This window comes from Caballeronia sp. TF1N1, from assembly GCF_022878925.1.
In the GTDB taxonomy this organism is placed as follows: Bacteria; Pseudomonadota; Gammaproteobacteria; order Burkholderiales; family Burkholderiaceae; genus Caballeronia.
This window is the reverse complement of sequence record NZ_CP084628.1, coordinates 1,022,743-1,042,877: the sequence shown is the minus strand read 5'-3', so window position 1 is coordinate 1,042,877 and position 20,135 is coordinate 1,022,743. Positions and strand designations below refer to the sequence as shown.

General features: G+C 60.1%; 22 protein-coding genes. 13 read left to right on the top strand and 9 right to left on the bottom strand.

Annotated elements, in window-relative coordinates; genetic code table 11:
* Positions 1 to 254: 254 nt before the first annotated feature.
* Entirely contained in the window at positions 255 to 746 is a 492-nt protein-coding gene (locus LDZ28_RS25465; RefSeq protein ID WP_244830185.1) for a hypothetical protein, read from the top strand.
* Between the two features lie 30 nt (positions 747 to 776).
* Positions 777 to 1,400, top strand: coding sequence for a superoxide dismutase (locus tag LDZ28_RS25460; RefSeq protein WP_244830184.1), 624 nt, complete (start codon positions 777 to 779; stop codon positions 1,398 to 1,400).
* 100 nt (positions 1,401 to 1,500) lie between these two features.
* Here the strand turns inward: LDZ28_RS25460 and LDZ28_RS25455 are convergent, their stop codons facing one another.
* The 3 genes from LDZ28_RS25455 to LDZ28_RS25445 are packed head-to-tail and all read right to left on the bottom strand — an operon-like array spanning position 1,501 to position 2,454.
* On the bottom strand, positions 1,501 to 1,917 hold the full coding sequence (locus tag LDZ28_RS25455) for an organic hydroperoxide resistance protein (protein WP_244830183.1): 417 nt from the start codon (positions 1,915 to 1,917) through the stop codon (positions 1,501 to 1,503).
* 36 nt (positions 1,918 to 1,953) lie between these two features.
* Positions 1,954 to 2,226 carry a hypothetical protein gene (locus LDZ28_RS25450; protein WP_244830182.1) on the bottom strand — a complete coding sequence of 91 codons (273 nt, stop codon included), beginning with the start codon at positions 2,224 to 2,226 and terminating at the stop codon, positions 1,954 to 1,956.
* 39 nt (positions 2,227 to 2,265) lie between these two features.
* Positions 2,266 to 2,454: a DUF4148 domain-containing protein gene (locus LDZ28_RS25445; protein ID WP_244830181.1), complete on the bottom strand. Its 189-nt coding sequence runs from the start codon at positions 2,452 to 2,454 to the stop codon at positions 2,266 to 2,268.
* A gap of 271 nt (positions 2,455 to 2,725) precedes the next feature.
* On the opposite strand from LDZ28_RS25445, the gene LDZ28_RS32740 reads away from it, so the two are divergent.
* Genes LDZ28_RS32740 through LDZ28_RS25435 form a run of 3 tightly spaced genes read left to right on the top strand, consistent with a single transcriptional unit; the run spans position 2,726 to position 4,948 of the window.
* On the top strand, positions 2,726 to 2,848 hold the full coding sequence (locus LDZ28_RS32740; protein WP_255784723.1) for a hypothetical protein: 123 nt from the start codon (positions 2,726 to 2,728) through the stop codon (positions 2,846 to 2,848).
* Between the two features lie 7 nt (positions 2,849 to 2,855).
* Complete coding sequence (locus tag LDZ28_RS25440) at positions 2,856 to 3,596, top strand: response regulator (protein ID WP_244830180.1); 741 nt, start codon at positions 2,856 to 2,858, stop codon at positions 3,594 to 3,596.
* The gene (locus LDZ28_RS25435) at positions 3,593 to 4,948 is read left to right on the top strand and encodes an ATP-binding protein (RefSeq protein ID WP_244830179.1); all 1,356 of its coding nucleotides are present in this window, start codon (positions 3,593 to 3,595) and stop codon (positions 4,946 to 4,948) included. Before LDZ28_RS25440 ends, LDZ28_RS25435 begins: the two co-directional genes overlap by 4 nt.
* Before the next feature lie 181 nt (positions 4,949 to 5,129).
* Here LDZ28_RS25435 and LDZ28_RS25430 read toward each other — a convergent pair whose 3' ends face one another.
* The 6 genes from LDZ28_RS25430 to LDZ28_RS25410 all read right to left on the bottom strand — a co-directional run bounded on the left by LDZ28_RS25430 (position 5,130) and on the right by LDZ28_RS25410 (position 12,056).
* Complete coding sequence (locus LDZ28_RS25430; RefSeq protein WP_244830178.1) at positions 5,130 to 6,668, bottom strand: glycosyltransferase family 39 protein; 1,539 nt, start codon at positions 6,666 to 6,668, stop codon at positions 5,130 to 5,132.
* Positions 6,669 to 6,698: 30 nt separating this feature from the next.
* Positions 6,699 to 7,142 (bottom strand): GtrA family protein, encoded by a 444-nt coding sequence (locus LDZ28_RS32905; protein ID WP_370652235.1) that lies wholly within the window; start codon positions 7,140 to 7,142, stop codon positions 6,699 to 6,701.
* A complete protein-coding gene (locus tag LDZ28_RS25425; RefSeq protein ID WP_370652123.1) occupies positions 7,111 to 8,382 on the bottom strand; it encodes an IS256 family transposase in 1,272 nt (423 codons plus the stop codon). The genes LDZ28_RS32905 and LDZ28_RS25425 overlap by 32 nt, the downstream gene beginning before the upstream one ends.
* A gap of 92 nt (positions 8,383 to 8,474) precedes the next feature.
* Positions 8,475 to 9,437 carry a glycosyltransferase family 2 protein gene (locus LDZ28_RS25420; protein ID WP_305038185.1) on the bottom strand — a complete coding sequence of 321 codons (963 nt, stop codon included), beginning with the start codon at positions 9,435 to 9,437 and terminating at the stop codon, positions 8,475 to 8,477.
* Positions 9,438 to 10,409: 972 nt separating this feature from the next.
* On the bottom strand, positions 10,410 to 11,162 hold the full coding sequence (locus tag LDZ28_RS25415; protein ID WP_244830177.1) for a hypothetical protein: 753 nt from the start codon (positions 11,160 to 11,162) through the stop codon (positions 10,410 to 10,412).
* A 312-nt stretch (positions 11,163 to 11,474) separates the two neighbouring features.
* Complete coding sequence (locus tag LDZ28_RS25410; protein ID WP_244830176.1) at positions 11,475 to 12,056, bottom strand: flavin reductase family protein; 582 nt, start codon at positions 12,054 to 12,056, stop codon at positions 11,475 to 11,477.
* Between the two features lie 149 nt (positions 12,057 to 12,205).
* Between LDZ28_RS25410 and LDZ28_RS25405 the strand changes: the two genes are divergently transcribed.
* From LDZ28_RS25405 to LDZ28_RS25370, 8 genes are all read left to right on the top strand, one after another.
* A complete protein-coding gene (locus LDZ28_RS25405; protein ID WP_244830175.1) occupies positions 12,206 to 12,967 on the top strand; it encodes a PadR family transcriptional regulator in 762 nt (253 codons plus the stop codon).
* A gap of 14 nt (positions 12,968 to 12,981) precedes the next feature.
* Positions 12,982 to 13,812, top strand: a complete 831-nt coding sequence (locus tag LDZ28_RS25400; protein ID WP_244830174.1) for a siderophore-interacting protein — start codon at positions 12,982 to 12,984, stop codon at positions 13,810 to 13,812.
* 62 nt (positions 13,813 to 13,874) lie between these two features.
* Positions 13,875 to 14,051 (top strand): hypothetical protein, encoded by a 177-nt coding sequence (locus LDZ28_RS25395; RefSeq protein ID WP_244830173.1) that lies wholly within the window; start codon positions 13,875 to 13,877, stop codon positions 14,049 to 14,051.
* 221 nt (positions 14,052 to 14,272) lie between these two features.
* Positions 14,273 to 16,882: a PAS domain-containing protein gene (locus LDZ28_RS25390; protein ID WP_244830172.1), complete on the top strand. Its 2,610-nt coding sequence runs from the start codon at positions 14,273 to 14,275 to the stop codon at positions 16,880 to 16,882.
* 19 nt (positions 16,883 to 16,901) lie between these two features.
* Positions 16,902 to 17,489: a peroxidase-related enzyme gene (locus LDZ28_RS25385; protein WP_244830171.1), complete on the top strand. Its 588-nt coding sequence runs from the start codon at positions 16,902 to 16,904 to the stop codon at positions 17,487 to 17,489.
* Between the two features lie 141 nt (positions 17,490 to 17,630).
* Positions 17,631 to 18,659 carry a hypothetical protein gene (locus tag LDZ28_RS25380; protein ID WP_244830170.1) on the top strand — a complete coding sequence of 343 codons (1,029 nt, stop codon included), beginning with the start codon at positions 17,631 to 17,633 and terminating at the stop codon, positions 18,657 to 18,659.
* An 8-nt stretch (positions 18,660 to 18,667) separates the two neighbouring features.
* Positions 18,668 to 19,114 carry a hypothetical protein gene (locus LDZ28_RS25375; protein WP_244830169.1) on the top strand — a complete coding sequence of 149 codons (447 nt, stop codon included), beginning with the start codon at positions 18,668 to 18,670 and terminating at the stop codon, positions 19,112 to 19,114.
* A 41-nt stretch (positions 19,115 to 19,155) separates the two neighbouring features.
* The gene (locus LDZ28_RS25370; protein WP_244830168.1) at positions 19,156 to 20,052 is read left to right on the top strand and encodes a LysR substrate-binding domain-containing protein; all 897 of its coding nucleotides are present in this window, start codon (positions 19,156 to 19,158) and stop codon (positions 20,050 to 20,052) included.
* Positions 20,053 to 20,135 lie beyond the last annotated feature (83 nt).

Genomic DNA, 20,135 nt, shown 5'->3' with positions numbered 1-20,135 from the left:
CATGCCACTGTCTTTATTTGGAAATCATGTTGGCAAGGGGAGTCGCTAACAGGCTACTGGTGGGTTAATTCGTGGATGGTCAAGAGGAAGACGGTTAGTTGCTCTATGATCCGCGCATGGCAACCTTGCAAGCTTTCGCTTTACGCGAGGTTTAGCCCCCGCGTGCAGACTCCCTCGATACTGGTTATCATTGTTTGTCCCGAGTACGCAGGCTTTTCGTCGACGCAAAGGGCGCAGGAACTGGAGCCTACGCCATGCACGAACGAATCGAATTCCAAGCCGTGGACATATCGGCACAAGACAGCCCGAGTCTTCCCGTGTGGGAAGCACTCATGCGGCAAGCGATGAAAGCCGCAGCGGAACAACAGACCACGGCAGCAAGCTCGACCTTCGAGCACGCACTTGAGATCGCGCGTCGACTCATCGAAGCACCGCCGCCCGGACGCGGCGAGGACTGTATCGCGGCGCTCGTCGTCTCGCATCACAATCTCGCCGATCACTACGCAGAACAAGGCAATCAGGACGCCGCCGCGCAGTTGCGCTGCGAGGCGCACGAAGCACTTCTGGCGCTGTCCGTAAGCGCAGAGCGGCCGGTAACGATCCGGCAAGCCGCCTTGCGTCACAGCCGCGAAACACACGTGGCGCTGATCCGCCACGTCGCCCGTCATGGGCCGCATTCCGTCATTGCCCGGACCATCGAAAACGCCAGTCTGGCGCTTTCCGCCAGCGGCCCGGCCCGGCATTGATTCCTCTCATCGTCAAAAAGGAGATTCGCAATGGCCTATTCCCTGCCTCCCCTGCCCTACGCTTACGATGCACTCGAGCCGAACATCGACGCGCGCACGATGGAAGTGCATTACACGAAGCATCATCAGACCTATGTCAATAATTTGAATGCCGCGCTGGAGAATTCGGAGCACAAGGACTTGCCGGTCGAGCAACTGATCACGCAAATCGACAAACTGCCCGAAGCGGTCCGCACCCCGGTGCGCAATAACGGCGGCGGCCACGCGAACCATAGCCTCTTCTGGACCATCATGTCTCCGCAAGGCGGCGGCAAGCCGGAAGGCGAAGTAGCCCAGGCGATCGATACCGACCTCGGCGGCTTCGATGCCTTCAAGGAAGCTTTCACCAAGGCCGCACTCACGCGCTTTGGCAGCGGCTGGGCGTGGCTAAGCGTGACACCGCAGGGCAAGCTCGCGGTCGAAAGCACGGGCAATCAGGACAACCCGTTGATGTCGGGAATCGGCTCGGGCAATACGCCGGTTCTCGGTCTCGATGTATGGGAGCACGCCTATTATCTGAAGTATGAGAATCGCCGGCCTGAATACATCGCCGCATTCTTCAATGTGATCGACTGGAAGGAAGTCGCGCGGCGCTTTGCCGAAGCGAAGAAGTAAGTCTCGAGTATCGCGAGCGGGAGCTTTCCCGCTTTGAACGGCCAGCAGAAAGAAGCGCAGCCAGTGCACTTTGCACGGCTGCGCTTAGTTTTTTGCGGCTTCAAACTACCGTAATGGTCACATCGATATTTCCGCGCGTCGCCTTCGAATACGGACAGGTTTGATGCGCGCCCTCGACGATCGCCTGCGCCACATCACGTTCGATGCCCGGCAAGCTCACGTTCAGCCGCGCGCGCAGCAAGTACGCATCGCCATTCATACCCAGATCGATCTCTGCATCGACGGCGGTATTGGCCGGCAACTTCACTTGCAGTTTCGCGGCCGCCTTGCCCATCGCGCCGATGAAGCATGCGGACCATCCCGCTGCGAGCAATTGCTCGGGATTGGTCCCCGCGCCAGGCGCGCCGGGCGGCGTGAGCCTGACATTCAGCCGGTCGTCGGAACTGCGCGCCGCGCCATCGCGGCCTCCGGTCACGTGTGTCTTGCCGGTGTAGAGAAGTTTGTCGAGTTGCGTCATGGTGTTCATCTCCTTCGGTAGGCGTTGATCAAGGCGTTAGTGATGCGCGAAGAGCGAACCCGTGCCGCTCGTCGGGAAAGTCGTGATCGTCGATGCGCTGCCAGACTGCGTCTGGACATCGCGCATGCCGCCATAGTCCTGCATGCCGCTATCGTTGATCGACTGCACACGCTGAGCGCGTTGCGATGCGGGCACGCCGGCCGACGTGTCACCGTGCGGCGCGAGACCGTATCCGCTGCTTGCGAAAACGGAGCCTGCGGCAGTGGCGCTAGCAACGACGACTGCAGCGGTGATGAGCTTCTTGAACATGGTGAACCTCACGAAATGGATTGAGACAATGGGTGCCGATCAGCTACCGCGATACAGATTCGCGAGCGCCGCGATCTGCCCGTTCTTTTGCGCTTGTATGAGTTCGCGCTTCACTTGCGCGCGTGTCTTGCCGACCTGCGGTTGCGTCGACGTGGCGTGGACCTCCGCGTGAGCAATGCCCGTCATGGCGCTTGCAACGAGAGCGAAAGCAACGATAGAAATCTTCATGGTGCTACTCCTTAACTGGTGGGTGAGAAGCGACGCTTGAAATCCGCCAACGCCGTCGTTGAAGCATTAAAACGTTCGGACGTATCCGCTGTGTGTTGCGTGAGCAATGTTTTGTATCGAAAGCAGCGCGGATACATTGCGATACGAAGCGCCGTTCAAGACACGCGAGTGAATCCGCATGTGTCGCGAGAAAGTCCGGATACACTGCGATACAAAAGCGCTCGCGTTCTGCGCTATAACGCAGACACAGCGATCACGCGGGAGATTGAAAATGAAGCAGTTCTTCGCCGTCGCAGCGTTTTTATTCGGCGGTATCGCAACCAAACTGGCCCATCCGGTGCAGTGCCTCGCGATAACCACGCGCCGGGTGCAGATCAAGCGCAAGAAGCCGTGAGCTATCGATGGAAACGACCGACCATGTGCTGATCGTCGATGACGATCGCGGTATCCGCGAGTTGCTCGCGACCTACCTCGAAAAGAATGGCATGCGCGTTTCGCTCGCCGCCAACGGACGCCAGATGCGCGCGGCGCTCGAACAAGGCGCGCCGGATTTGATCGTGCTCGACCTGATGCTGCCCGGCGAGGACGGCCTCGTCTTGTGCCGCGAATTGCGCGCGAGCAAGTTCCGCGCGGTGCCCGTGCTTATGCTCACCGCGCGCAACGAGGAAGCCGACCGCATTCTCGGCCTCGAAATGGGCGCGGACGACTACCTGCCCAAGCCCTTCGCCGTGCGCGAACTGCTCGCGCGCATTCGGTCCGTGCTGCGTCGCACACGCATGTTGCCGCCGGGAATGGAAGTGACCGAATCGGCGCAAATGCTGGGCTTCGGCGACTGGCGGCTCGACACCACCGCGCGCCATCTGCTCGATGCAGAAGGCACCATGGTGGCGCTGTCGGGCGCGGAATATCGCCTGCTGCGCGTGTTCCTCGACAATCCGCAACGCGTGCTTACGCGCGATCAATTGCTCAACCTGACGCAAGGCCGTCAGGCCGATGCCTTCGACCGCTCCATCGATCTGCTGGTGAGCCGTCTGCGTCAGCGTCTGCGAGACGAGGCGCGCGAGCCGCGCTACATCAAGACGTTGCGCAGCGAAGGCTATGTGTTTTCCGCTGCGGTCACGCCGCTGGATGCATCGCCATGAGCGCGCTCGGTGCAACGACATCGACCGCGCATCCGCCACGGTTCTTGCCCTGGCCGCGCACACTGTTCGCGCGGCTCGCGGTGATTCTGTTCGTGGGTATCGCGCTTGCGCAGACGCTGTCGTTCTGGATCACGATGACCGAGCGCGATCAGTCGATGACCAACGTGATGGTCGGCTACGTCGAGCGCGAGGTGACGAGTTCCGTGGCGCTGCTCGATCATCTGCCGCCCGCCGAACGCGCCGAGTGGCTGCCGCGACTGGCGCGCCGCAGCTATCAATTCATCCTCGGGCCGGGCGAAAGCGGCACGCCGCTCGATGCCGCGCTTTCCGAGCGATTTGCGGAGTCGATTGCGGATGGCATCGGCAAGCGTTATCCGCTGACGGTCAATGCCGTTCCCGGCGATGCCGAACGCATGCAGGTTCACTTGCGTCTCACCGATGGCAGCCCGCTCACCATCGACATGCATCCGATGGTCGGCACGCCGCTGTCCGCGTGGCTGCCGCTCGTGCTTGCAGGACAACTCGTGCTGCTCGCGGCATGTTGCTGGCTCGCGGTGCGTATCGCGACGCGCCCGCTCAAGCAATTGGCCGAAGCCGCGGACACACTCGGTCCGGACCTCAAGGCCACGCGTCTGCCCGAGCACGGTCCGGACGAAGTAACGCGCGCGGCCAAGGCATTCAACGCGATGCAAGACCGCGTCTCGATGTACATGACCCAGCGCATGCAGATACTCGCGGCCATTACGCATGACTTGCAGACGCCGATTACGCGCATGCGATTGCGCGTCGACACGATGGATGAAAATCCTGCCGGTGCCAGGTTACAGCAGGATTTGCAGGAGATGGAAACGCTCGTGAAGGAAGGCGTGACTTATGCACGGACGTTGCACGGCACGACCGAGGCGCCGCTCCGTGTCGATTCGGACGCGCTGTTCGAGAGCCTTCTCAACGATTATCTCGATGCGGGCAAGGTCGTGTCGCTCAAGGGAAGTATCGGCGGCACGATGGTGACGCGGCCGCAGGCGTTGCGACGGATCGTCGGCAATCTCGTGGATAACGCGCTCAAGTTCGCCGGAGCAGCGGAGATCAAGATCGGCGGACTGCCGGACGGAGGCGCTTCGATCGTGGTGCTGGATCGCGGACCGGGTATTCCGGGCGAGTCGCTGGAAGCGGTGTTCGAGCCGTTCGTGCGGCTGGAAGGATCGCGTAACCGGCAGACCGGAGGGACCGGCCTGGGGCTCGCGATTGCGCGTCAATTGACGCTTGCGATGGATGCGACGCTCACGCTGCATGAGCGTGAGGGGGGTGGGTTGGAGGCGAGGTTGGTGGTGAAGGGGCGCCCGCCTCGCTAAGAGTCGAACTCGGGCCGTCATCTTTCATCCGGCCTTGATACGCCAAGTCGCACATCCTGACGGCTCATAGCTCCGCGTGCAAGCGGACCGGTCATAGCCCAAGCCAGCGCGTTTCGTTGGGACGCCAACGCGAATGCCGATCACCTCGCCCGCGCGTGTGGCTGCGAGCATCTGTTCATCATCAGCGAGGCGTCAGGACGAATAAAAGATATTGTCGCGCCATGAGCGAGCGCCCCCAAGCGTGCTTGTTGACTTCGACCCTGACTGGCGTTGCACCAGTGATTCGTTTTGATTCTTCCATGCAGCGCGTATCGATCTCTTCGCATACGAACAGTGCGCCGCGTTGCTTCAGGTCCTCGATAGCCAGCCAAGGTGTCGTTCGCGGATTGGAGATGTCCCAATAGTGAGTGTTGCCGTCACCGTAAAACGCGATCGATTGCGCTTCATGGACCGAACCGGCGACCACAGGCATGTCGTACCCGAAGCGCTGATTCCACAGCACATGCGCCGCCCTTGCGAGTTCCGCACGGGGTTCGGCGGCATCGTCGGTATTACGGAGCGCGCCAAGGTAGCCGACTGCGGAAGCAATCACCAAGGCAATTGCCCAGTAACCAGCCAGCGCGCGAACCGCCCTCTCAGGCTTCAACTTGAAGCCCGCGCGATCCAGAGCGGCCAACCACAACGGCACGATAGCAAACCATTGCGCCATGCCCCATACCGAAGCCATCTGTGTTCTGGACAGTACGGCGATCACGCCCACGGTCATGAGAGGGCCGAGCGCCAGCCACCAGAGGTCCGGATTCAGCGAAGGCCTTACGACGCTTTCGACCATGAACCGGGCAGCCTGACCTCGTCGCCCATGCACCAGCATGAGCGTCATGGCAAAGCTCAGCGCGAGATAGCCAACCTGCGCGAGGGTATAAACGCCGAAACGCGCCACAGCGGCCATAAAGGTGCCGCCCGTACGTTCGTCAGCGTAGGCGAAGGTCGGGAAGTGATTGACGACGAGCCAGTGAACATGCGGTCCTAGCACGACCGCACCCGCCGCTGCGACCAGTAGCGCGCGCCAATCGAAAAGGTTTGCTCGCCAAGCTGGTCGCGCAAGCATCGCAACGAACAGCGCAATCAAAAGCACTATCGAAAAGTACTTGCCGAGCACGGACGCGGCAGCCAGCGCTCCGAGTGCAATCGCATCCCGCCAACTCCGCGTTTGCATGAAGCGCACGAAAAAATAAGCCGTCCAGGGCCACACAGAGAGTAGCACCGAGTTTGCATTGAACTTGATCGCAAGGTTCGAGTAGAGCGGAGAGACGGCCATTGCGAGCCCGGCGATCACCGCAAGCCGGCGCGGTAAAAAGCGCCCCGCCAGCGCAACGATGCCGAGAAGGCCCGTCATCGAATTCAGTGCTGAAAGCGCGAAATAAGCAATGTCGGTGTGTGGAAAGACGCGGAACCAGGCGGCCGTGATCCACGCGAATAGCGGCGGGTGTTTGGAATAGCCCGCCTGCCACTCAATACCCCACACATAGTTCTCGATCATGTCCCCTTGGGTGTCAAGGTTGCCGCGAGAAAGCCAAGCGGAGATGATCCAGACGATTGCATGGACAGGCAGTAGCCAGATAAGGTGTCGTGTACTGCCGCCATCACCGTTGCCTGCAGGTGAAGCAGCGACATCAGCTTTGACGAATGAAGTGTCGGACATCGGGTATTTCTGGTTCAAGGGAATGCGTTGAGTCGACGGACGCGGCGCTCACGCACTGCGCACGCGAAAAGTCCAGAGGGAATTGACGCTATAACCGAACAGCAGCACGCACGCGGTCGTGATGCATTGGGCCAACGGCCAGCTCATGCGAAGCCGGTGCATAAACGCGAACATAAGCGCGCTATTGAGGCCGACGCTTATTGCCGCGACCGTGAAGTAGCGAGGAGCCGTCCTGTTATGAGAGGCCTTGGCGCGGAATGTGGCGTGGTAGTTCAGGAGATAATTGACCATGGCCCCGGTGACTGAGCCCAAACAGGATGCAAGGACTGCCCCGCACGCATGAATGGATACGAGCGCGGAGAGCACGGCATATTGAGCGAAGGTGCCAGCCACACCAACGCTGGCATAGGTTGCAAAACGGAACCTGTCCGCATTTTTGTGTGCGAGGCGGTTAGCGGAGTCACCCGCGTGCGTTGGTAAAACGCTCTCCAAACAGGATGGCAAACTGGTTCATCGCGGACGACCAGTCGAACGCCGCGCGTACTGACTTTGCCAGCACGTTGCGCAATGCCAGCCACAGCAGCTTGATGGCGGCCTCGTCATTGGGGAAGTGGCCGCGTGTCTTGATGATCTTGCGTAGTTGCATGTTCAGACTCTCAATGGCGTTGGTGGTGTAGACGACACGGCGTATGTCCGGCGGAAACACGAAAAACGGTGTGACGTTCTCCCACGCCCGTCGCCACGACTGCACGATAGTCGGATACTTCGCACCCCACGGGCCTTCGGCAAAGGCCTCCAGGGCCTGCTGAGCGGCCTGTTCACTCGCGGCGGCATAGACCGGCCGCAGCGCTGCGGCCACGCTCTTGCGGTCCTTGTAGCTGGCGTACTCCAGACTGTTGCGGATCAGATGCACGATGCAGGTCTGCACGGCCGTGCGCGGGTACGCCGTGCCAATCGCCTCAGCCAGTCCCTTCAGGCCGTCGACCACCGCGATCAGGATGTCCTGGCAGCCCCGGGTCTTCAGTTCGTTGAACACTTTCAGCCAGAACTTCGCCCCTTCGGTCTGTTCGATCCACAGGCCGAGCACATCGCGCTGGCCGTCGGCCTGAATGCCCAGCGCCAGATACACCGCCTTGTTGCTCACCACGCCGTCGCCACGGATCTTCACACGCAACGCGTCGAAGAACACCACCGGGTACATCGGCTCAAGCGGACGGCTTTGCCAGGCGAGCGCTTCAGCCATGACTTCGTCGGTGACCGAGCTGATGAAATCGGGCGAAACCTCGGTGCCATAGGCTTCGGCCAGAAACGCCTGGATCTCGCGCACACTCATGCCGCGCGCGTACATGGCGATGATGCGCTCGTCGAAACCGGTAAAACGGCGCTCGTGTTTCGGAATCAGGATGGGTTCAAAACTGCCGTCACGATCACGCGGCAGATCGACCCTGAGCGGGCCATAATCGGTGATGAGCGTCTTGCCGCTGGCGCCGTTACGTTCGTTGTCCTGGCCGTCGGGTTTCGGCTGCCCCGCCAGGTAGCCCAGATGCATCTTCATCTCGGCGCCCATCGCGCGCTCGATGAGTGCCTTGTTGAACGCCAGCATCAGGTCCTGGACCTCGGTGGGCGTCATCGGGCCTTTGACCAGGTCATCCAGCAGACCTTCCGGAAGGGCGGGCAGCGGCCCTCGGGCCGCTGCCTGAGAAGCGACGGTGCGTTTCTTCTTCATCGGCATATCCATAACTTTTACCTCACCTCTCATAATATGCCTCGCCCACAGAATTACGGATAGGTCCGCAAAACGCCAAAACCCGGACTGCATCGGTATCATGCTTCGTCTGACCGGTAGGTCTTGCGCACGATATAGATAGGCCTCCGTTTCGCTTCCATGTAAATGCGGCCGACATATTCCCCTATCACGCCAATGCCTACGAGTTGCGCTCCGCCGAGAAACAGCACCGCTGTAATGATGGATGCGTAACCGGGGACATCGACGCCATGAATCAACGTGCGCAGAGTCAGGCAGATTGCATAAAGAATGGCAAATCCCGCGGTAGCGCCGCCAATATACGTCCATACACGCAGCGGCAATGTGCCAAAGCTGGTGAGTCCCTCGAGCGCAAGATTCCACAATTTCCACGCGGAAAATTTAGTCTTTCCCGCTGCACGCAAGTTACGGACGTATTCAATTTGCGTCGTGCGAAAGCCAACCCAGGCAAAGAGGCCTTTCATGAACCGACGATTCTCAGGCAATTGCTTCAGAGCGTCTATTACATGCCTCGACATAAGCCTGAAATCGCCGGCGTTGTCGGGAATAAGCGTCTCCGAAATAGCGTTGTGCACGCGATAGAAAAGCATTGCCGTGCCGCGTTTGGTCCACGTGTCCGTGTTGCGCTCGGCGCGCTTCGCAAGGACCACGTCGTAGCCTTCTCGCCATCGCGCAACAAGTTGAGGGATGACTTCGGGCGGGTCTTGCAGATCCGCGTCGAAAGGAATTACCGCATCGCCGGTTGCCGCATCGATTCCCGCGGTCAATGCCGCCTCTTTACCGAAATTCCGCGATAAGTCCACGACGAGCACGTGCCGATCATGCTTGCAAGCGGTCAACAACATATCGAGGGTGGCGTCGGTACTGCCGTCGTTGACGCAAACAATCTCATAGTCCACGTCGGGCAGGCCGCGCAGAACCGGCGTGACGGATGCGAAGAACTGATCAAGGACCGCAGCTTCGTTATGGAAAGGCACTACGAGTGAAATACGCCGACGCACGACTGAGCAACCTTGATTCATATCATTCTTTAGCGCGTGCCGAGAGCACATCAAAATCAGCGGGCTCTGGGAATCTAATTGCCCAACCGCTAACCGCCTGCCTAATGAGATTTCGCGTATTACCGTCACCACGCTTTATGGTGGTTCGTTTTCCGGCGACGGCTTTTCAGACTAAAGGGAAACAGGACGTTAGTTCGGGTGAACATGGCAGACTCAAGGTCATGCCAGCTTGACGACCACGGCCTCGTTTCCCGTGACGATACTTTAATGTGTGTGGATCGTGCGGACTTCAGAGGCTCCGTTTTCTCATTGATTCGATAAGCCTATCGGCATCGACACAACCTGATTCACCCATTAGTTTTTACTGTGATACCAATTTCTTCCCAAACATTTTAAAGTACTTGCTTGAATTTCCGCTAAGTCAAGATGCGAAAAATCTACATAGACTGTGATAAAAGTGGAGCGACTTAAACGCGTCGTGATAACGACGCTGGCCATGCCTGTATTTGGCTCACGGAGATATTGGTTTCTTGCCGGTTATTGGAATGAGCGCGCGAAATTTTTTTGATCACGGCTTTCAACAGACTGCCCGAGTGCGTCTCCGCGAATAGCGGCTTCTTGTGTGCCACTGTCTATCGAGACGATCGAGCACCCGATCTGATAACGAAGTCTGACGTCAGTCGAAGAAACACGGCGCGCTAGTTCCTCGGCGTCAGACGAAGAGGAATAGAGAGCATTCGAAGGCCAGCGCCCATGAGCAACGCGCCGCAAAAGACCTTATGACGTAGCCAAGCAATGGCGAGCGTTGCGCGAGTCAACGAAGAGGAAGAGCAAGAGCGCGCGTATGACGCCAACGCGGAGCATAAACGATCACGCTTGGACGTCCAAAGCAAGAGACAGCAGCAGCCAACTCGACAACACGTCCTGCGGCCAACGTCCAAACCATCCCCGCCGATACGCTCATCCACCAAGCATATCGGCGAAACACCTCTCCTACTCAGCCGCGACAGCCACCGGCATCAGCACCTCAGCCGCGATCCCCGCGATCAAGGCGGCAGGCAACGCCAATCCGGCATCGGTCGAAGCCACACGCGAGGCGGAAGAAGCCGCTGTAGCCTCGGGCGCAGGCAAAGCCAACTGCATCGCCCGTCGCGAACGTGCCAGCGAATTACGCACACGCCGCTCCGGACGATTCAGCATCCCGCCGCCAACCAGCGACACGAAAGTACCAATGAGCGGCAGGGCCACAAGCATCGTCGCGAACTTGAAGAGGCCGATCTTCAACGGACTGCGCGCAGCCACAGCCGACCACGCAAGCGAAAACACCAGATACGCGAGACCCGCTGGCGCACCCGCAAGTTCAGGCATGCCAAGGCGCTCGGCGAGCGGCATCGGAAAAATGAGCAGGAATAACATGACGCTTGCAAGCGCATGCATGAGCAGCGCGCGGCGTTGCTTGAAGAGGCTCGTCACCGACCAGAACGCAAGCAGCAAGACGAATGGCGGACACGCCACGACCACTGCCGCGATGGCAAGATAAACCACCACGCCACCGGCAAGGTTGCGAAAGTAACCCTCCGACGCCGCGTAATAAACCAGATAAGCCGCCGCGAGCGAGGCCACGCACGCGAAGAAGGCCAACACGCCGCTTTTGCCATCGGGTGAGATCAAAAGTCTGAGCCACAATAGCCCCGTAAAGCCCACGAGATAAACGACGAATCGCAAACCCGAAAACCGTTGTTTCATACCACACCCCTTTCCCCGGATGGTGCGAGCGGCCTTCATGGCAGTCACACCGGCGCGCCGCTTTCGCAGCAAGCCCGTGACTGTATGAAACCTGTCCTCACCCACCTATCGCACACGTCCGAGTTCATGTGACGGATCGCGTGCTTGTTATTTGCGACGCAAGTGCACCATCGGTGCCTCGCGTTCGTCGACTGCTTAACGACCGGGAAAAGAGATTCTTTAGACCTTTTAAGTCACGCTTAGAGCATGCGCTCTAAAGGCGTACAAGGCCGAGTCAGATCGACCGACGACAGCCTCGACAAGCGGCAAGTTTTATCGCGTGAGCGGCTTGACTTGCTGCATGGATGAGCCGCGCACGAACTTGCCCGCGCCAAGATGATGGATGGTATGCAGCGACGCATTGGAGTCATCCACGTTCCAATGACCGTTAGAGAAAATGCGTTCGTCGGCCGCAGCGGACACGACTTCGGCGAAGCACGTGTCATAGGCGTCTTGCGTATGCGGCTCGCTGATGAGCCGGCATTCCAGCCATGCCGCACAGTTCGTCTCGATCAACGGAAGACCGAGCACTGGTCCTTTTATCGTCTCGATCCCGAAAGTCTTGAACTTGTCGATCTCGCGTCCGCTCGTCGAGCCGACCGCAAACGTCAAGTCGATAGCCGCCGCGCCCGGAATGACGACGCCGAAAACGCCGCTCGCCATCGCGAGTTCACGCGTGTAAGTGCTCTTGTCGATGACCACGGCGATACGCGGCGGCGTGAATTCGACCGGCATCGACCAGGCCGCGGCCATCACGTCGCGACGTTCGCCATGAACGCTCGTGACGAGCACGGTGGGTCCGTGATTGATCAACCGGCTTGCGTGTTCAAGGGCGACGGAGCGGAAGTGAGTCATCTGAGTTTCCTGCGTGTTAGGTAGGGGTGAATATCGAAGAATTGTAGGTGGCATCGCCGGACGGTTGCTTATCGTGAAATAGTCGCTTGACAGACGCTCTTACGATATATATCTTTAGATATGTTTTACGATATCTAAGGAGTGATCTCATGCGATCCAAATGTTTTCATCGCGGGCGCGACGCGGGTTCTCGCGCGGCTGGCTTCGATTTTCCCTTCGACATTCGCAACGCGCCCGAGTGGGTCGAGCGTTTCGCCTTTTCCCGCCTGGGGCTGATCGGCCGGCACGGACGCGGAGGTGGCGGCGGAGACGACCGCTTCGGCGGCGGCTTTGGCGGCGGCTTCGGTGGCCGTGGCGGACGCGGTGGCTTCGGCGGCGAAGACGGCATGCCGCGCGGCCGCAAGTTCTCCTCGGACGACCTGCAACTGCTGCTGCTCGCCATGCTGGCCGAGGCGCCGCGTCATGGTTACGAACTCATCAAGGCGCTCGAAGACCGTTCGAACGGTTTCTATGCCCCGAGCCCCGGCATGGTCTATCCGGCGCTGACATACCTGGAAGAAATCGGCTACGCGACTGTCGAAGTGGAAGGCAACCGCAAGCGCTACGCGCTGTCCGACGCGGGCCGCGACTATCTGGAAGCGAACCGCGAACGCATCGACCTGATGCTCGCGAAGCTCACGCACTTTGCCCGCAAGATGGACCTCGTGCGCCGCGCCTATGCCGGCGAGGAAAGCGACGATACCGCCGCCGACAACGGCTGGACGCCCGAGCTGATCGCCGCGCGCCGAGCGCTGAAACGCGCGCTGGTCTTGCGCACCGATGTTTCGCCGGACGAGCAACGCCGTATCGCCGAAATTCTGGCGCGCGCGACCGCCGAAATCGAACAGAATCCCGCGCCCAAGCAGGCGTAAAGGAGCGACACACGATGACAGAATCCGCACTGCAACACCGTCCCGAACTGGAAGTCACGCGCGTGCGGCATGCGCTCAAGTTTCGCTTGCTGCGAGTCACGCAGGTTGCCACGCTCAACCCGCATTTGGTGCGCGTGACGCTTCGAGGCGACGATCTCGCCGACTTCGAAAGCGCCTCGTTCGACGACCACGTCAAGGTGTTTTTCCCACTGCCGGGCGAGGACAAGCCCGCAGTGCCGCAAGCAGGCCCGAATGGTCCAGTGTTCGATCCAGACAAGCCGCGCCCCGTCGCGCGGGATTTCACGCCGCGCCGCTTCGATCGCGCCGCGCGCGAGCTCGACCTCGAGTTCGCCATGCACGAAGCCGGGCCGGCCACCGCGTGGGCGGCACAAGCCAAGCCAGGGCAGTACCTCGGCATCGGCGGGCCGCGTGGCTCGTTCGTCATTCCCGCGCAATTCGACTGGCATCTCTTGATCGGCGATGAAACCGCCCTGCCCGCCATCGCGCGGCGGCTCGATGAATTGCCTGCCGGTACACGCGCGGCCACGCTGATTCAGGCGGCGGACCCATCGGCGCATATCGAACTCGACACGCGTGCCGATCTGTTCGCGCAGTGGATTTATCGCAGCGACAGCGACGATGCACAGGCCGCGCTCTTGCACGCCTTGCGCTACACGTATCTGCCCGAAGGCGACGGCTGCGTCTGGGCCGCCGGCGAAGCCACGCTCATGCGCGCAGTGCGCCAGTTGCTGTGCAACGAACGCGGTGTCGACAAGCGGCGCATTCGGGCTTCGGCATACTGGAAGCATGGCGAGCAAGGCGTGCACGGGACCATCGACGAGTAACGCTAGAAGCCTGGGCACGCCGCGTGCAGTATGCTCCATCGAACCCAACGCGTGGAGCGCACATGAGCGAGCAAAACGAACGACAGACGCCGCCGAAGCAGACGAGCGAAGATCCGAACGTGGCTGACCGGCGTCTTTCCGATGAGCAGAAAAGTGAACTAAAGAACGAGCCAGAACCCGCCAAGGGCAGCGAAGGAGGCAAGCTGCCCGATCCGAAAGACGTAGGCGAAGCAGGCTAGTTTTCTTAACGAAGTGCAGAGTACATAGCGCCGCGAACGGGCGTTCGCAGCGCACTTTGTACCGAATCACACGGACTACCGAGTGTTGAACTTGCTCGGAAGCGCCGATGTTGCCGCGCTTTGATGTATGGTATCCCTAAGCTATTGGTACGACCCCTAGCTCACAACCATATATCGCACCAGGCAACGCGTCTTGCCGGTGATTCGAAGCAAAGACGCCCATGCACGATCCTGCTCATTTCCTGCCGTCCTTCGTCTGGCGTGCGGCGCGAGACGGCACTATCCGCTACGCCAATCCGTGGGCTTGCCGGTATCTCGGCATTGCCATGCCGGAACTCGAAGGCCGTCACTGGGACGCCTTCGTTCATCCCGACGACATCCCGCCCGTGCTCGATGCGCTCCGTCAAATGCGCGACGGCACGCTGCTGCGCAATGTCGATGTGCGTCTCTTGCGCGCGGACGGCGCTTACCGTTGGCATACGCTTCACTTACAGGCGCGTCGCGACGACGAAGGCGAGTTCGGCGATACGGTCGGCGTGGCCATCGACATTCACGAATCGCGGCATGCATGGGCCTTGTACGAAGCAAGCGAACGGCGTTTGCAGGCTGCGTTCGCGGGCGCGCGCATGGGCGCGTGGGAATGGGACATGAAAACGCGCGTGGTGCGCATGACCGCGCAACTCGCTGCGCTCTATTCGTTTCCGCCGGGCACCGAGGCCGTCATGCTCTCGGAAGTGTGGGATCGCGTTGCGCCGGAATATCGTGAGCCGTTCCAGCGCATGCTCACCGAAGCACTGCGCGACGGCGGTCCGTTCGAGTTCGATTTCATGCTCGATGGCGATCAGTCCGAGCATCGCTGGCTGCGCATGCGCGGGCATCCCGAGTTCGACCGGCATGGCGTGCTGACGCGCGTCTACGGCGTGAGCTTCGATATAAGCGAACAGCGCGCGGACGAAGAGCGTCTGAGCCGTTCCGAGCGACGATATCGGGCGCTCGTCGAATCGACGGATGCGCTCGTCTGGTCCGCCGATGCCAACGGCGCTATTCGCCCCTCCGGCGGCGACTGGGAGAAGTTCACGGGCGCGCCCCCCGATCGTCTGATGGGCTTCGGCTGGCTCGACTTCGTGCATCCCGACGACCGCGAGCGCACGCGCAGCACGTGGCTCGACGCCGTGCGACAAGGCAACGCGCTCACGCTCACGTTCCGCATGTTCAGACGCGATGGCACCTACCGCATCGTGCAGGCGCATGCCGCGCCGCTCTACGATCATCAGGGCGCCCTGCAGGAATGGTTCGGCACGACCACCGACGTCACGCCGCAATACGAGGCGCAGGCCGCCATCGAAGCGCGCAGCCTGCGTCTTACGGTGGCGATGCAGGCGGCCAAGATTCATATCGTTTCGCTCGAACTCGAAACCTGGACGCTCCTCTTCGAAACCGGCGGCGAATGGCAGGTGAACGACACGATCACGTATGACGCGGCGCTCGCCCGCGTGCATCCCGACGATGCCGCGACGCTCGACCACTACGTGCGGCGCGTGGCATCCGGCGAAGATCCGGGCAGTCAGTTCGAGTTTCGTGTGCAGACGATGCACGGGGAACAGTGGATGCAGGGGAGCGCCCTGCTTCAGCGCAGCAAGGACGGCGTGCCGTTGCGCATCATCGGCAGCGTGATCGACATCACCGAACGCAAGCACATGGAACTCATGTTGCGCGAGGCCGGCCGTCGCAAGGACGAGTTTCTCGCAATGCTCGCGCATGAATTGCGCAATCCGCTCGCGCCGCTGCGCACGGCGATTGCCCTCGTGCAAAAGGATCACGACGTCGAGACGCAAACGCGCGAGATGATCGACCTCATGCGCAGACAAGTGGAACACATGACGCGTATCGTCGATGACCTGCTCGAAGTGTCGCGCATCACGCAGGGGCGCATTGCGCTGCAAGTGGAACCGATACTCGTGGGCACGGCGGTGTATCACGCGGTCGAGGCGATTGCCGGCATGGTCGAGGCGCGCTCGCAGCACATCGCCGTCGATGTCCCCGATGCCACCACCTGGGTCTGCGGCGATGTCACGCGGCTCTCGCAAATCCTCGTCAACGTGCTCAATAACGCGAGCAAGTACACGCCCGAGCAGGGGCGCATTTCGGTGAGTGTTCAGGCGGATGCGCAGTGGGTTTCGATCGTCATCGCGGATAGCGGCACGGGCATTTCGGCGGACCTTCTGCCCAAGGTTTTCGAGCTGTTCTCGCAGGGCGAGCGCACGCTGGACCGCTCGAATGGCGGGCTTGGCATCGGCCTTTCGCTCGTGAAGAAGCTCGTGGAGATGCACAAGGGAACCATCACCGTGCAAAGTCCGGGACCGGGACTCGGCACGACGGTTACGGTGCGGCTGCCACGGCTTCATCATCATGAGCGGCATTCCGCGCGCGCGTTGTCGGATACCGAAGCGCCGAAAGCGAATGCTTCGTTGCGCATACTCGTGGTCGATGACAATCGCGATGCCGCCGATTCGCTCGCCATGCTGTGCGAATCGGAAGGACACAAGGCGCGCGTGGCGTATTCGTCGGCTGAAGCGCTCGATGCCGCGCCGCCGTTTCATCCGGATGTCGCGCTGCTCGACATCGGCTTGCCGGATATCGACGGATACGAACTGGCGCGGCGCTTGCGGCGCAAGGGCGAACGTGCGCCCATGCTGATCGCGATTACCGGCTACGGGCAAGCGGAGGATCGCTTGCGCGCGCAGTCGGCGGGTTTCGATTATCACTTCGTCAAGCCCGTCAACGTGGATAGTTTATTGAAGCTGCTTTCGTCGCTGACCGTCGCGCGATGAAGTCATGACCGGAGAAACGATGACCACGCGTCCCATCAGCCGCTACCCCGTTCCCGATCCGCAAGCGTGGCCGGACGATATCCGTGCGCGCATTCTCGAAGTGCAGGAGAAGGCCGGCTTCGTGCCGAATGTGTTCCTGACGCTTGCACACAGGCCCGACGAGTTTCGTGCGTTCTTCGCGTATCACGATGCGCTGATGCTGAAGGACGGCGGGCTGACCAAGGGCGAGCGCGAGATGATCGTGGTGGCGACGAGCGCGGTGAACGATTGCCTTTACTGCGTGGTCGCGCATGGCGCGATTCTGCGCATCTACGAGAAGAATGCGCTGGTGGCGGATCAGGTCGCGGTGAATCATCGCAAGGCGGACATCACGCCGCGTCAAAAGGCCATGCTCGATTTCGCGTTGAAGGTCTGCCAGGCTTCAGGCACGGTGGACGATAGAGACTTTGCCACGCTGCGCGAACACGGTTTCAGCGATGAAGACGCGTGGGATATCGCGGCGATCACGGCGTTTTTCGGGTTGTCGAACCGCATGGCGAACGTGATCGCCATGCGGCCGAACGAGGAGTTTTATCTGATGGGACGGGTGGGTAGGGAGCGCGGTTAGCGGCCTGTCGAGAGACAGAGTATTTCCTTCTACAAGCTTCGCGGGCAAAGCTGCGCTAATCGTCACAAATTGATTCACCTTGCCGAATACAAGACTTTGGCCGGATAAGATCAGCAATCCTGCTAAAACAGCGGAGGTGAAATGTCGTTTCCCGAATGGGGATACTCCTACAATGCCCTTTATGTTCCGCTTGGCGTGAACTGGTTCTGCGCGTTAGTGCCAACCAGAGAAGTGCACGAGGTCGATCGCAATTGGAACCTGCCGTTCGAAGAACGCAAGAAGAAAAGGCAGGAACAGCAAGAGCATATTGCCCAAGATCGGCAGGATTTCGACCGACTGTTCAGACTCCATCTCAATCAGCGCGGCGCGCGCATTTCATCCGAATTTCGTGAGTACGTAGATTTCATCAGTCGCAACTTGCGAGTGTCGAATTGGGACTTGCTCGATGGCGACGGCGTCACGCGCGTTTTACGCCTTGCAGTTCGTGACGGTCATATCGTTCCAGCGATCAGTCGATGTTGGCATGGCGGACGACGCGTATTCAAGCAGTACGCACCGCAGCGCTGGCCGAGCACGGGCGGCGGCGATCGCGGCAGTCATGGCGATGACGTCGAAGTCATGTCGTACGGTGCCTTCAAGGCGCTTCAACGTGCCAACGGCGAGCTTGGCGGCCGGGTCCCACTTCTGGAGACAGACGGCTTGGGGACAACACGCCGTCTTACCTCAGGTCTTAGCGGCACGATCAGCGGCAGCGAAGACAACGGCCTTGGCTGGCCGAGCGTTATCGCAGCGGCGGGTGGCGAGTTGCTTGGCGGCTCGGACGGCACCGACCATGCAGACTCAATGCTCGACAATTTCGACGGTAATGGTGCGAGCGTGGACGATAGTTTGCTCGACAACGCAGAACCCTTCGAATATCAGCCGGAGTTGCCAGATGGCGATGTCTTCGATGTTGCGAAGACCCCGAACGACGGAGAACCCGGAACGTGGTACACAAATCCCGGTAGCGGGCAAATGCGGCTTTATGGCGACAGTCGAAATGCCGCCGTCGATTTCGACTTCGATCACGATCACGGACAGGGAATCCCGCACGCCCATAATTGGAGTATTGATCCGCTAACGGGAAAGAATGTACGTGGTCCCGGCGTTCCGTTTTCGATCCTTCCGTGAGATAGCAGATGACTGCATTCAGTTATACAAACGTCAAAGATCTGACTGCCTTACCAAGCTTTCACGACGCTGAACTCTTTGCCGTCCTCCACGACCCAGACGCAAAGACTCTTTTGCTTGATTTCAAGAGAGCGTCCGGTCCGATTGAAACACTTCTGTTTTCGGGAATTATCGGGCAACGCCTGATCGACTTTGCTGATCAAAACGTCGCATCGCGCCTATTGGTTTCACCGGAACACAAATTCTCAGTAGAAGATGTCCGCAAATGGGTTTGTTGGATAAGCAGTCGGGACGATGCGCAAGCTCGCGAATTGGATTTCGCATTTGCTGAACGTCTCTTTCTGGACATCCGCGAAGGAACTAAGGCGCTGTTCATCCTCGAGCCCTCCTGCGGCGCTGAAATGGCTGTGCTTTGCGAGTCCATTGCTCTGCGTATGCCCCACGAATCGAGCTAAACTTCACCGCCCCGCTCCTCGACAACTCCACGCTCGCATCCATGCGCCTTCCTCCCCTGAAGTCGATCATCGCGTTCGAAAGCGTCGCCCGCACCAAGAGCGTCAACCGCGCCGCCGATGAACTCGGCCTCACGCCCTCCGCGGTCAGTCATCAGCTCGCGAATTTAGAGAGCATCGTGGGCCGCGCGCTTTTCACGCGGCTCGGACGCGGCCTCGTTCTCACGCCCACCGGCACGCAATATCTCGCCGATGTCACCGGCGCGCTCGCCGAACTCAACCGCGCAACCGAGCGGGCATCGAGCGAAACATCGGTCGAGATACTACGCATTCATTCGAGTCCGAGCTTCGGCCTCATGTGGCTCTTGCCGCGCCTCGCCGCGTTCCAGGAGGCGAATGGCGATATCCAGATGAACCTCGCGTGCTCCTATGAAAACGTGTCCTTTACCTCGGGTTTTTACGATGTCGATGTCCGTCACGGCTACGGGCACTGGACCGATATCGAAGTCAGAACCCTGCGTCACGAAACCATTGCGCCGCTCGCATCTCCCGCGTATCTGGAACGCTATCCGGTCGCATCGCCCGACGATCTGATCGAACACAGGCTGATCTTCTCCGAGTCGCCGCTCGTGCAATGGCAGCAGTGGTTCGGCAAGTTCGGCGTGGCAACGCGGCGCAAGGCGTTCGATTTCTCCTTCGATCGCTCCTACATGTCGCTCGAAGCCGCCGCGCTCGGTCATGGCATCGCGCTCGAAAGCACCATGCTCGCCTCCGTGCATCTCGAACGCGGTTCGCTCGTGCCTGTATTCGGGCGCGAGTATGCCGTCGAAGTCGGCGCGCATCATCTGGTATACCCCAGTCAGAACGCGGACCTGCCGCGCGTCGCGAAGTTTCTCGCGTGGATGGACCAGGAGATTGAACGAGGCCGTGAGAGACGGTGACAGCCCTCGAGGCCCGTAGTGAAAGGCGCCGCGAACACCTGAAAATTTCTCAGCAATAGCTGAGACAAACTCCGTTGATCGTC

What these genes read in the sequence shown, in the direction of transcription:
- LDZ28_RS25450 (WP_244830182.1), bottom strand. Translation starts at nt 2,226, where the DNA reads ATGTTCAAGAAGCTCATCACCGCTGCAGTCGTCGTTGCTAGCGCCACT.
- LDZ28_RS25390 (WP_244830172.1), top strand. Translation starts at nt 14,273, where the DNA reads ATGCACGATCCTGCTCATTTCCTGCCGTCCTTCGTCTGGCGTGCGGCG.
- LDZ28_RS25405 (WP_244830175.1), top strand. Translation starts at nt 12,206, where the DNA reads ATGCGATCCAAATGTTTTCATCGCGGGCGCGACGCGGGTTCTCGCGCG.
- LDZ28_RS25415 (WP_244830177.1), bottom strand. Translation starts at nt 11,162, where the DNA reads ATGAAACAACGGTTTTCGGGTTTGCGATTCGTCGTTTATCTCGTGGGC.
- LDZ28_RS25400 (WP_244830174.1), top strand. Translation starts at nt 12,982, where the DNA reads ATGACAGAATCCGCACTGCAACACCGTCCCGAACTGGAAGTCACGCGC.
- LDZ28_RS32740 (WP_255784723.1), top strand. Translation starts at nt 2,726, where the DNA reads ATGAAGCAGTTCTTCGCCGTCGCAGCGTTTTTATTCGGCGGTATCGCA.
- LDZ28_RS25435 (WP_244830179.1), top strand. Translation starts at nt 3,593, where the DNA reads ATGAGCGCGCTCGGTGCAACGACATCGACCGCGCATCCGCCACGGTTC.
- LDZ28_RS25375 (WP_244830169.1), top strand. Translation starts at nt 18,668, where the DNA reads ATGACTGCATTCAGTTATACAAACGTCAAAGATCTGACTGCCTTACCA.
- LDZ28_RS25395 (WP_244830173.1), top strand. Translation starts at nt 13,875, where the DNA reads ATGAGCGAGCAAAACGAACGACAGACGCCGCCGAAGCAGACGAGCGAA.
- LDZ28_RS25380 (WP_244830170.1), top strand. Translation starts at nt 17,631, where the DNA reads ATGTCGTTTCCCGAATGGGGATACTCCTACAATGCCCTTTATGTTCCG.
- LDZ28_RS25425 (WP_370652123.1), bottom strand. Translation starts at nt 8,382, where the DNA reads ATGCCGATGAAGAAGAAACGCACCGTCGCTTCTCAGGCAGCGGCCCGA.
- LDZ28_RS25460 (WP_244830184.1), top strand. Translation starts at nt 777, where the DNA reads ATGGCCTATTCCCTGCCTCCCCTGCCCTACGCTTACGATGCACTCGAG.
- LDZ28_RS25445 (WP_244830181.1), bottom strand. Translation starts at nt 2,454, where the DNA reads ATGAAGATTTCTATCGTTGCTTTCGCTCTCGTTGCAAGCGCCATGACG.
- LDZ28_RS25440 (WP_244830180.1), top strand. Translation starts at nt 2,856, where the DNA reads ATGGAAACGACCGACCATGTGCTGATCGTCGATGACGATCGCGGTATC.
- LDZ28_RS25455 (WP_244830183.1), bottom strand. Translation starts at nt 1,917, where the DNA reads ATGACGCAACTCGACAAACTTCTCTACACCGGCAAGACACACGTGACC.
- LDZ28_RS25385 (WP_244830171.1), top strand. Translation starts at nt 16,902, where the DNA reads ATGACCACGCGTCCCATCAGCCGCTACCCCGTTCCCGATCCGCAAGCG.
- LDZ28_RS25420 (WP_305038185.1), bottom strand. Translation starts at nt 9,437, where the DNA reads ATGAATCAAGGTTGCTCAGTCGTGCGTCGGCGTATTTCACTCGTAGTG.
- LDZ28_RS25465 (WP_244830185.1), top strand. Translation starts at nt 255, where the DNA reads ATGCACGAACGAATCGAATTCCAAGCCGTGGACATATCGGCACAAGAC.
- LDZ28_RS25370 (WP_244830168.1), top strand. Translation starts at nt 19,156, where the DNA reads ATGCGCCTTCCTCCCCTGAAGTCGATCATCGCGTTCGAAAGCGTCGCC.
- LDZ28_RS25410 (WP_244830176.1), bottom strand. Translation starts at nt 12,056, where the DNA reads ATGACTCACTTCCGCTCCGTCGCCCTTGAACACGCAAGCCGGTTGATC.